The organism is Neisseria sp. HMSC070H10 (assembly GCF_001837635.1).
In the GTDB taxonomy this organism is placed as follows: domain Bacteria; phylum Pseudomonadota; class Gammaproteobacteria; order Burkholderiales; family Neisseriaceae; genus Neisseria; species Neisseria subflava_A.
In genome coordinates, this window is record NZ_KV833385.1 from 1 (window position 1) to 10446 (window position 10446).

9 protein-coding genes and 2 pseudogenes are annotated in these 10446 nt (G+C 49.3%); 5 read left to right on the forward strand and 6 right to left on the reverse strand.

Features of this window, described 5'->3' with window-relative positions; translation table 11 throughout:
- Positions 1-217: pseudogene (locus tag HMPREF2606_RS11155) on the forward strand (type IV pilin protein); the annotation flags it as partial.
- A gap of 96 nt (positions 218-313) precedes the next feature.
- Here HMPREF2606_RS11155 and HMPREF2606_RS08705 read toward each other — a convergent pair.
- Entirely contained in the window at positions 314-967 is a 654-nt protein-coding gene (locus tag HMPREF2606_RS08705; RefSeq protein WP_070713882.1) for an IS1595 family transposase, read from the reverse strand.
- Between the two features lie 188 nt (positions 968-1155).
- Between HMPREF2606_RS08705 and uvrB the strand changes: the two genes are divergently transcribed.
- From uvrB to HMPREF2606_RS10975, 3 genes and pseudogenes are all read left to right on the forward strand, one after another.
- Entirely contained in the window at positions 1156-3183 is a 2028-nt protein-coding gene (gene uvrB / locus HMPREF2606_RS08710) for an excinuclease ABC subunit UvrB (protein ID WP_070713878.1), read from the forward strand.
- Between the two features lie 31 nt (positions 3184-3214).
- A complete protein-coding gene (locus HMPREF2606_RS08715; protein ID WP_070713876.1) occupies positions 3215-3835 on the forward strand; it encodes a hypothetical protein in 621 nt (206 codons plus the stop codon).
- Between the two features lie 114 nt (positions 3836-3949).
- Positions 3950-4051: pseudogene (locus HMPREF2606_RS10975) on the forward strand (IS5/IS1182 family transposase); the annotation flags it as partial.
- A 446-nt stretch (positions 4052-4497) separates the two neighbouring features.
- On the opposite strand, the gene HMPREF2606_RS08720 reads toward HMPREF2606_RS10975, so the two are convergent.
- The 5 genes from HMPREF2606_RS08720 to HMPREF2606_RS08740 all read right to left on the reverse strand — a co-directional run bounded on the left by HMPREF2606_RS08720 (position 4498) and on the right by HMPREF2606_RS08740 (position 9843).
- Entirely contained in the window at positions 4498-4911 is a 414-nt protein-coding gene (locus HMPREF2606_RS08720) for a hypothetical protein (RefSeq protein WP_070713872.1), read from the reverse strand.
- Positions 4912-5128: 217 nt separating this feature from the next.
- The gene (gene xth / locus HMPREF2606_RS08725; protein ID WP_070713869.1) at positions 5129-5899 is read right to left on the reverse strand and encodes an exodeoxyribonuclease III; all 771 of its coding nucleotides are present in this window, start codon (positions 5897-5899) and stop codon (positions 5129-5131) included.
- Positions 5900-6066: 167 nt separating this feature from the next.
- On the reverse strand, positions 6067-6345 hold the full coding sequence (locus HMPREF2606_RS08730) for an ArsR/SmtB family transcription factor (RefSeq protein ID WP_003683896.1): 279 nt from the start codon (positions 6343-6345) through the stop codon (positions 6067-6069).
- Positions 6346-6759: 414 nt separating this feature from the next.
- Complete coding sequence (locus HMPREF2606_RS08735) at positions 6760-8541, reverse strand: extracellular solute-binding protein (RefSeq protein WP_070843534.1); 1782 nt, start codon at positions 8539-8541, stop codon at positions 6760-6762.
- 99 nt (positions 8542-8640) lie between these two features.
- Positions 8641-9843 (reverse strand): YihY family inner membrane protein, encoded by a 1203-nt coding sequence (locus tag HMPREF2606_RS08740; RefSeq protein ID WP_070584564.1) that lies wholly within the window; start codon positions 9841-9843, stop codon positions 8641-8643.
- A 99-nt stretch (positions 9844-9942) separates the two neighbouring features.
- On the opposite strand from HMPREF2606_RS08740, the gene wrbA reads away from it, so the two are divergent.
- On the forward strand, positions 9943-10446 hold a 504-nt coding region (wrbA, locus tag HMPREF2606_RS08745), incomplete at its 3' end, for an NAD(P)H:quinone oxidoreductase (RefSeq protein ID WP_070843535.1).

A 10446-nucleotide genomic window follows, 5' to 3' on the forward strand; every position in this document is an offset into this window, starting at 1 on the left:
CTGTATCAGGATGAGCGGCCAGGCTAAGGGGATCTTGGAGGGGAAGTTTACCCTGAAGGCAGTGGCGCTGGATAGTGAGGCGGAGCCGAGAGTATTACGCTTGAACGAGTCGTTGACGGCGGTGGTGTGCGGGAAGATGAAGGTGAAGGGAAGCTGTACGGATGGCGAGGAGATATTTAGGGGCAATGATGCGGAGTGTAAGCCTTTTACGGGGTAGAAATCTGATCGAAAGGGAGGAAGCGGATAAAGAAAAGGACGTGGGGGATACATCCTTTCGGGAGAGGATAATTTAAGGGGCTGTACTAGATTAGCTCTAAATTCCACACCAATCCCGCAGGATTTTTAGCTGCCGGGACGGTGTGCCGAAGTTAAATCGAAATTCGCATTCTTTCAAGAACAGCGGGAAAGATTTGCGATCGATTCCATTGTATTTTCGCAAGACACGTTTTGCCTGATTCCAAAAATTCTCAATGCCATTAATGTGGTTCTGACGGTCGGCAAATTCCTTGGAATGGTTGATGCGGTAATGGATGAAACCGCTCACGTCCAACTGGTCGTAGCTGCTCGGACTATCGGTATAAACAATACTGTCCGGCATGATTTTCTTTTTAATGACAGGGAGTAACGTTTCAGACTTGGCATTATCCACCACAACGATATAGACCCGTCCGTTGCGTTTCAGAATGCCGACGACAACCACTTTTCCTGCCACACCGCGACCACGCCTGCCTTTACGCTGTCCGCCGAAATAGCTTTCGTCCAGCTCGACAGGGCCCTCGAAAACCTCATCGGCAGCCAAGGCCAAATGATAGTTTATAACCGTGCGGATTTTACGGTAGAACAGTGCTGCTGAATTGGGATGGATACCCAAAATATCGACTGCAGAACGGGCGGTAACTTCCAGTACAAAAAAACGGAGCAGTTCTTTCTGTGCTTTTTTCTTTAATTTGCAGTGCGTTATCTTCATATTTCGAGGGTAACATATCTGCTAATCTAGTACAGCCCCTAATTTAATTGTTCCTGCTAACATAACTAACCTCAGTTAGCTAAGGAAGGAGAAGAAATATTTAGTCTTATCAGATTGGCACACTATCAATTTTCAGACGGCCCTTTGTTATAATTCTCTCTTTACCTGAACATAAAACAGGCCGTCTTATGGAAGTCATTCAATATCCCAATTCTCCGTTTAAACTCCACCAGCCATTTCCGCCCGCAGGCGACCAGCCTACCGCCATTGCCGGTTTGCTCGAAGGGCTTTCAGACGGCCTTGCTTATCAAACTCTGCTCGGCGTAACCGGTTCCGGCAAAACCTACACCATGGCAAACGTAATTGCGCAAAGCGGCCGTCCCGCCATCATCATGGCGCACAACAAAACCCTTGCCGCCCAACTCTATGCCGAAATGCGCGAGTTTTTCCCTGAAAACGCGGTGGAATATTTCGTGTCTTACTACGACTATTACCAGCCAGAAGCCTATGTGCCCAGCCGCGATTTGTTTATCGAAAAAGACAGCGCAATCAACGAACACATCGAGCAAATGCGCCTTTCTGCCACCAAAAACCTGATGACGCGCAACGACGTGATTATCGTCGCCACCGTGTCCGCCATTTACGGTATCGGCGACCCGACCGAGTATCAACAAATGGTGTTGTCCGTTAAAGAAGGCGACACCATCGAGCAGCGCGACATCATCGCCACGCTCGTTTCCATGCAGTACGAACGCGGCGATTTGGACTTCAAACGCGGCAGCTTCCGCGTGCGCGGCGACGTGATTGACGTGTACCCCGCCGAAAGCTCGGAAAACGCCTTGCGCATCAGCCTGTTTGACGACGAAATCGACCGCCTCGATATGTTTGACCCGCTTTCAGGCAGCCTTATCCAACGCGTCGGCCGCTACACCGTCTTCCCGTCCAGCCACTACGTTACCCCGCGCGACACCGTATTGCGCGCCTGCGAGTCCATCAAAGAAGAACTGCGCGAACGCATCGAATTTTTCGCCCGCGAACAACGCCCCGTCGAACAACAACGCATCGAACAGCGCACCCGCTTCGACCTCGAAATGCTCTACGAAATGGGCTTCTGCAAAGGCATCGAAAATTACTCCCGCCACTTCTCCGGCAAAAAAGAAGGCGAACCGCCGCCCACGCTGATGGACTACCTGCCCGACAACGCCATCATGTTCATCGACGAAAGCCACGTTACCGTTACCCAAATCGGCGGCATGTACAAAGGCGACGCATCACGCAAGCAAAACCTCGTCGACTACGGCTTCCGCCTGCCTTCCGCCCGCGACAACCGCCCGCTCAAATTCCACGAATTTGAAAAAGTCATGCCGCAAACCGTCTTCGTGTCCGCCACACCCGCCAAATACGAAGAAGAACACGCCGGACAAGTGGTCGAACAAGTCGTCCGCCCCACAGGACTGGTCGACCCCCAAATCATCATCCGCCCAGTTGCCACCCAAGTCGATGACTTAATGAGCGAAATCAACGACCGCATCCAAAAAGGCGAACGCGTTCTCGTTACCACCCTCACCAAACGCATGGCGGAGCAACTCACCGACTATTACAGCGAACTTGGTATCAAAGTGCGCTACCTGCACAGCGACATCGACACCGTCGAGCGCGTTGAAATCATTAGAGATTTGCGGCTCGGCCTGTTTGACGTACTCGTCGGCATCAACCTCTTGCGCGAAGGCCTTGACATCCCCGAAGTCTCCCTCGTCGCCATCCTCGACGCCGACAAAGAAGGCTTCCTGCGTTCCCACCGCAGCCTGATTCAAACCATAGGCCGCGCCGCACGCAACGTAAACGGCGTCGCCATCCTGTACGCCGACAAAATCACTGACTCCATGAAAGCCGCCATCGAAGAAACCGAACGCCGCCGTGAAAAACAGATTAAATTCAACGAAGAACACGGCATCGTGCCGCAGCAGATTAAAAAACAGGTCAAAGATATCATCGATGGCGTGTACCACGAAGAAGACAGCGGCAAAGGTCGTCTGAAAGGCAAAAACAAGGTTAAAGTCGGTGAAATCCACAACGAAGAAGACGCGATTAAAGAAATCGCCAAACTGGAAAAAGCCATGCAGCAGGCGGCTAGGGATTTGCAGTTTGAAGAGGCGGCAGTGTTGAGGGATAAGATTCGGGGGATTAAGGAAGGGTTGTTGTTTGGCTCAGAATAGCTTATTTATTTTTGGTTATTAGGGGATAAGTATGGAAATTGGGCATGTTATAACTATTTTAGTGTCTTTCATTGTTGCATTTTTAACTCTCCAAAATTTTTTTAAACAGAAATGGTGGGAAAGAAAAGAAAGAATTTACTCAGAAACAATTGAAAAATTACAAGAAATACAAAATCTCATACTTGAGTGCCGTATTGATTTAATGAATATAGATAAGTTTCATTTTGATAATGAAAGTATTAGGCAAGAAAATCAGATAAATTTACACAATAAATTTATGGAATTATTATTTTTGAATGATAAATTTGGACTTTATGTATTTAAATTATTCCCATATTTTTTCAGGCCAGCATTAGAGAAAATCACTGATATATCCAGTAGGTTAAGGGGGTATTTGTTAGATTTTTATAATTATCGTGGTGATGATTCGCCTATTGATTTTGATGACATGGATTTGCGCGACAAAATATCTTCATGTTTGGATAAAATGGGCAACTATTTAGACTTGGAGATGCAAAGATTTGCGTTTTATATGAAATCAGACTTACGGGTAAACATAAAATATTTTATTTGTGGATATGGGTTACAAATAAAATGGTTTTGGAGGTGCGTTAGCAACCGATGTAATAAGCTGGGGAAGGGGAAAGTATAAGTTAGGTTTAGATTCAATTAAACCATTAAATCTTCTGAAATGTTGGATTTGTACCCTGAGCAATTAATGCTTTGCTTTAACAATAAGCAAGCCGTAGCTTGCATCTCCACCAACTATTTCGGGCTGATTAAAGTGAGTGCGCAAAGCCATCTGAAGGCGATGTGTTTGAACCTGTTGAAAGCCGCCAACAGGCTAAGTGTACCTGCTGCTGCCTAAAAGGCGGCCAGATACCTGATTATCAAGTATCAGAGGGGAATTAAGGGGGGATTTGGGTAAAATCAGGAGTGATCCAGCCGAAAACCTGTGCTTGGATTTCGGCTGTCTGGGGAAGGACTTTTTTGCAAAGGTCTCAGAATTTACAAAGATGAAAAAACACCGCACAAAATTGTACGGTGTTGAGATAAGCCTAATAATCACTCATGGATAAGATTAGTATCCATATGAAACAAATGAATGCAACAGTCATTGTAATAGTGAAAGCAATATCTGGTGATTCTGATATAGGAGATAAACATCTGCCAATACATGGTTCTTTATTTTTTTTGACAAATATAACTCCAATTATAAAATCTATTAATAATATACAAGTCGGGGTTTTGTATTTTTTATAGATTTCTTTTATTATGTCCCACATGTACTAATCCATTATGTATGATTGAAGTTTATAATCTCAAAAAAGCCATTTCTAAACGTGAACGGTTGTATAGCGCAGCAGTAACAATAGCTGTTCTGTATTGACGTTTATTGTATAGTGCATTAAACCAACCCACATAAGTTGCAATGATATTGTGATTTGGGTCTTCAACTCCATTCGCAAACATATCGGCTGTCAATCCGAATAAAACTTCTTTAAGCGAACCAGGTGCTGAATATAAGATATTGTATGTGATATCTATAGCAAGCATTGGTCTTGTACTGCGTTTGATGTTCTCTACGACATCATTCACAACTTCAATGACATCATCGTTGATGTTTTCTGGTTTATTGCTCGCAACAACACCTTTTCCCCAAATTGCATCAATAATACCGCTAATGACAATTTTTGTATCGTTATCTGTAAAAGTTTTTTGAGCCATTTTATTTTCTCCTATGTAGATTTGGCATTAAGAAAGCAAGCCGTAGCCTACACCCCCTCCAACCGCGTGTGTGCGGTACGCACGCACGCGTTTTTGGGTGTTCAAACCATTGTTTCAAACTTTCAGACAATTTCAAACGTGGTCTGAAAACTTTTAGAATAAAGGCCGTCTGAAATTCAATTTTCAGACGGCCTTATTGTTTATATTGCTTCAAAATCTAACAGTCAAATTCTGCAATAACCGGTGCATGGTCGCTGGGGCGTTCTTGGGCGCGGGTTTCTAGGTCGACGGTGACGTTGGTAAGGGTGGCGGCGAGTTCGGGGCTGGTGAGGATATGGTCGATGCGCAGGCCGAGTTTGCGTTGGAACATGGCGCCGCGGTAGTCGAACCAGGTGTAGAACGCGCCTTCGGGGTGGACTTTGCGCAGGCTGTCAGTCAGGCCGAGGTCGAGCAGGTTTTTAAACCATTGTCTTTCGATGGAGGAGCAATGGATTTTTTCGTGCCATTTTTCGAGGTCGTAGCAGTCGGCATCGGCAGGGGCGATGTTGAAGTCGCCGAGCAGGACGAGTTTGGGGTGGGCGGCCATTTCGGCGCGGACGAACTCGGTCAATGCGGCAAACCATTGTTCTTTGTATTGGAATTTGGGGCTGTCCAGGGCTTCGCCGTTGACGCAATAGACGTTGATGACGCGTACGCCGTTGATGGTGGCGGCGATGACGCGGCGTTGCGGGTCGTCGGGAAGGGCGGGAAGGCCGCAATGTACGTCTTGCGGCTCGTGGCAGCTGATGATGGCGACGCCGTTGTAGGTTTTTTGGCCGCTCCAGACGCAGTGCCAGCCCATCATTTGTAGGGCGGCGGCCGGGAATTTGTCTTGGTCGAGTTTGAGTTCTTGTAAGGCGAGTATGTCGGCTTGGTGGTCGGCCAGCCAGTTTTGTACTTGGGGCAGGCGGACGTTGAGGGAATTGACGTTCCAAGTGGCGATTTTCATGATGTTTCCGTGTGTGCTGTTGGGTGGGAAGGCGGCAGATTGTGCCTGTGTGCATGGGCGGTATTGTATAGCGGATTGGTTTATTTTTCGATATGGGCTGAAAGGGGCAGGCCGTCTGAAAGCTGATGTTTCAGACGGCCTTGATGTTGTGATGTGGAATAATTTGTTTATTCGGCTTGGTCTTTGAGCGTGCGCAGGGTATTGAGGATGGTGGTGGCTTCTTCGGAGATGAGGCGGTATTCGATGATGCGGTGGTAGCGCGTGAAATCGATGATGCCTTCGGTGCGCAGGCGTGCGAGGTGGTTGGCGATGCCGGTCGGGGAGGAGTCGAGCGCTTGCGCCAGTTCGGTAATGCTGCGGTCGCCGTCAAGCAGCAGAAAAAGAATGGCCATACGTTCGGGGTTGGCAATCAGTTTGAGAATGGTAGAGAGACGCTTGATTTCCATATTATTGTTCCTTTTGTCTGTTATATGAACGCTTGATTTAGGTTAAATTTGGATGATTGTAGTTTTTATTAAGATTAACCTTATAATTCAAACTCTTACCTTGCAGTGTACACGGTTTTGTAAAATTTGAGGACATTGTTTTGCAATTTTTTGTTCATTTTCGAGATTTTACTTCGGTTGTGAAACTGGATTGAAAAAAGACGAAAAGGCCGTCTGAAATGTTCCGTTGCAGATGATTTTGCTGACGGATGTTTCAGACGGCCTTTGATTTGGCTTTAAGTTGTTTTTTCTTTTATGTTTGTGTTGAATCAGCCGATTGATTGTTTTTAAACAAACAACTAGGTTTTATGATTCTATGCTTAGGACTACACGCCAAGGGCTTGTCAGACGCTTGGACGTGTTGTCGAAATGCGACTACTTTTTCTTCCAGCCTGCGGTCATGGCGAAGGTGATGGGGTCGTAGTATTTCGGCAGCTTGGACGGAATGCCGACATCGTTACGGTACACGACGCGGTAGCGGTCGGCGAACCAGTTTGGAACGATGGTGTATTGGTGGCGAATCAGTCGGTCGAGCGCGCGCGAGGTGGTTTGCAGCTCTTGGCGGTTGGTAAAGCTGTTGAAATGGGTCAGCAGTTTTTCGACCGCAGGATGACAGACGCCGGATAGGTTGCGGCTGCCTTCGGTTTTGGCGGCGGCGCAGCTGAAGTAGTCGTATTGCTCGTTGCCGGGGCTTTCGCTGTTGCCGTAGTAGCCGGTGGTCACGTCAAAATCGAAGTCGTTCATGCGTTTTTGGTACACGGCGGAGTCGGCGGTGCGCACGTTCATGGTAATGCCGATTTTGGCGAGGTCGCTCTGCCATTTGGAGGTAATGCGTTCGTAGTTTTTGCTTGGTGCGAGGAATTCAAAGGTCAGCGGTTTGCCTTGTTTGTCGACTGCTTTGCCGTTTTTGTATTGATAGCCGCCTTTTTCAAGCAGGGCGCGTGCTTTGAGCAGGTTCGGGCGCACGCCCAGTTTGGGGTCGGTAACCGGCGGCATAGGGACGTCTTGATCCAATACGCCGTCGGGCAGCTTGGTGCCCAATGATTTGAGCAATGCGGTTTCCGCGCTGTCCGGCTTGCCGGTTGCAGCCATGGTGCTGTTGGTAAAGAAGCTGTCGGTGCGGCGGTATGCGCCGTAGAAGATGCGGCGGTTGACGCTTTCGTAGTCGAAGCTTTCAATCAAGGCGCGGCGGACGTAAATATTGTCCAAGGGCTTGTGGCGCATATTGATGACGAAGCCTTGCATGCCGGCTGTGCTGTTTTGTATCCATTCGTGTTTGGACAGATTGCGTTTTTTGAGGACTTCGTCGGAGTAGGCGCGTGCCCAGTTGCGGGCGACGTTTTCTTGTACGAAGTCATATTGGCCGCCTTTCAGTCCTTCGATGCGGACAACTTCGTCTTTGACGTATTTGATGCGGATGTGGTCGTAGTTGTAGCGACCTTTGCGTACGGGCAGATTTTGCGCCCAGTAGTTTTTGTCGCGGACAAACTCGCTGATGCGGCCGTTTTCAGCTTTGGCAAAACGGTAGGGGCCGGAGCCGATCGGCAGGCTGTTGGGTGCGGCGGCTAGGCCTTTGGGATAGCTTTTATGCGAGAAGACGGGCAGGCTGCCGAGAATCATGTGCAATTCTGAGTTGCGCTGCTTAAAGCGGAACACGACGGTGCGGTCGTTGGGCGTTTCCACTTTGGCCACGTCGCTCCAGTAGAAGTGGTACATGGGGGCGGCAGCTTTGTCTTTGGTCAGGATGTTAAATGAAGCGGCAACGTCTTTGGCCAAAACGGGGTCGCCGTTGTGGAATTTGGCTTTAGGGTTGATTTTGAAGGTAACGGAAAGGCCATCCGGCGCCAGGGCGATGTCTTCGGCAATCAGGCCGTAAACGGCGTAAGGTTCGTCCATGCTTTGCTCGGTCAGGGTGTCGAGCGTCAGCATGCTGATGCCGTATTCGTGGTTGCCTTTGAGGGTAAAGGGATTGAGCGTGTCAAAAGCACCGAGGAAAGGCGTGGTAAACGAGCCGCCTTTGGGAGCGTTGGGATTGACGTATTCGAAAGCGGTGAAGTTGGCCGGATATTTCGGTGGTTGGCCAAGGCTTACGCCGTGGGCGGCAAAAGCGGCAGATGGAATCAGACCGAGCAGCGAGAGTAGGGCTGGTGTTTTCATCTATTTTTCCTTGTAGGTTGAATGTAGTATTCAGTAGTGTGCTGATTATAGCAAAGGCCGTCTGAAACTTGATATTTTTGCTTTCAGACGGCGTCAGGTTTAAGAGGATTGTTTTTTCGTATGGGCACTGAACTCGGCCAGCGTCATGTTCAAGGTTTCCAAGCAGGGCTGCATAATGTGATCAACCGTTTGATTGACCTTGTCTTTATTAAGCGTTTGCGGACGGTAGACAAAGAGTTTGAACAGCTCAGCCAAGTCGATGGACTCCGCTCCCATTTTCAAGACCCAGCCCTGACGGCCGGAATAGACATAACCGTGTCGCGCCAGCTTTTCCAAAAGCTCGCCCAATTCATCGAAGCCCATATTGATATGCCGTCTGAACTCCTGCACCGGCAATGCCTTGCCGCTTTGTTGGGCAGAGTCGAGCAGCAGCAGGATTTTCAATACATCATCAAAGCGGCCGCGCGCATCCAGACTGCGGCGGAACGCTTCGCCGCGCCAGTAGGACAGGGACGAGGTCAAAACCGCGCCGCCCAATACCAGCGTCCACAACAGGTTGAGCCACAACAGGAAAAACGGTACCGCGGCAAATGCGCCGTAAATCGATTTGTAGCCGTCAAAGTTGCCCATGTACCAAGCGAATAAAAAGCGTGCCGTTTCCAAGCAAAACGCCGTTACGGCCGCGCCGACCAAAGCATGGCTGGCAGGCACGAAACGGTTGGGCACAAAGCGGTATAAACCCCACAGCAGCAGCGTAATAAATGAAACCGTAGTGATAACCCTCAGCCATTCCGAGCCGCCCACTACTTGCACCTGACCGATCACGACCGACAAGCCCACGCCCAAAGACAAAGGCCCAAACGTCAGCAACGCCCAATACACCAAAAACTGCATCATCCAAGGCCGTTGCGAATTGACGCGCCAAATCCGGTTGAACGCATTGTCTATCGTCCGAATCAACATCAGCGAGGTTACGACCAACATCACACTGCCGATCGCCGTCAGATTGGTGGCCTTATCGCGGAATGCATTGATGTAGTCAAACACCATGTCCGCGCCCTGCGGAACGATGGTGCGGTTGATAAAAGAGATAAATTCCTCCGACCATTGGTCGAAAACGGGGAAGGCCGAAGCGATGACGACCATCACCGTCAACACGGGCACCAAAGCCAAAAGTGTCGTAAACGTCATGCTTGCCGCTACCTGCGGCACGCGCTCCTCATCAAAACGGCGCACGACAAACCAAGCGAACGCCACGCCTTTACTCTTTAAAAAACCTTGCCACCATTGCGAAAACGGCATAACCTTTTCCCTCTTTTAAATTGAAATTTTTTCTTTTCAGACGGCCCGAGTATTTAAAAGGCCGTCTGAAACCTGACAGCATTGTAACGGAAACCCCAAATGAACCCAAATCCTCTGAAAATCCTCGTTCTCTTTTATTCCCAAAATGGCAGCACGCGCAACCTTGCCCGCCAAATCGCACGCGGTATCGAAAGCGTGGACGGTTGCGAAGCCGTATTGCGTACCGTTCCCAAAGTTTCCACCGTTTGCGAAGCCGTTGAAAAAGCCATTCCTGACGAAGGTGCGCCATACGCGACTGCCGACGACCTCAAAAATTGCGCCGGCCTTGCGCTCGGCAGCCCGACGCGGTTCGGCAATATGGCTGCCGCGATGAAATACTTTATCGACGGCACCATTCCCCTTTGGCTCGGTGCAGAACTCGTCGGCAAACCTGCCACCGTTTTCACCAGCACATCTTCGCTGCACGGCGGCCAAGAAAGCACCCTGCTGACCATGATGCTGCCCCTGCTGCACCACGGCATGGTCATCAGCGGCATTCCATATACCGAGTCCGCGCTCAGCAATACCCAAAGCGGCGGCACGCCTTACGGCGCAAGCCATGTT

Bases quoted from the DNA above. Each gene is read 5' to 3' on its own strand.
- HMPREF2606_RS08705 (WP_070713882.1), bottom strand. From the start codon at position 967: ATGAAGATAACGCACTGCAAATTAAAGAAAAAAGCACAGAAAGAACTG.
- uvrB (WP_070713878.1), top strand. From the start codon at position 1,156: ATGGAAGTCATTCAATATCCCAATTCTCCGTTTAAACTCCACCAGCCA.
- HMPREF2606_RS08715 (WP_070713876.1), top strand. From the start codon at position 3,215: ATGGAAATTGGGCATGTTATAACTATTTTAGTGTCTTTCATTGTTGCA.
- HMPREF2606_RS08720 (WP_070713872.1), bottom strand. From the start codon at position 4,911: ATGGCTCAAAAAACTTTTACAGATAACGATACAAAAATTGTCATTAGC.
- xth (WP_070713869.1), bottom strand. From the start codon at position 5,899: ATGAAAATCGCCACTTGGAACGTCAATTCCCTCAACGTCCGCCTGCCC.
- HMPREF2606_RS08730 (WP_003683896.1), bottom strand. From the start codon at position 6,345: ATGGAAATCAAGCGTCTCTCTACCATTCTCAAACTGATTGCCAACCCC.
- HMPREF2606_RS08735 (WP_070843534.1), bottom strand. From the start codon at position 8,541: ATGAAAACACCAGCCCTACTCTCGCTGCTCGGTCTGATTCCATCTGCC.
- HMPREF2606_RS08740 (WP_070584564.1), bottom strand. From the start codon at position 9,843: ATGCCGTTTTCGCAATGGTGGCAAGGTTTTTTAAAGAGTAAAGGCGTG.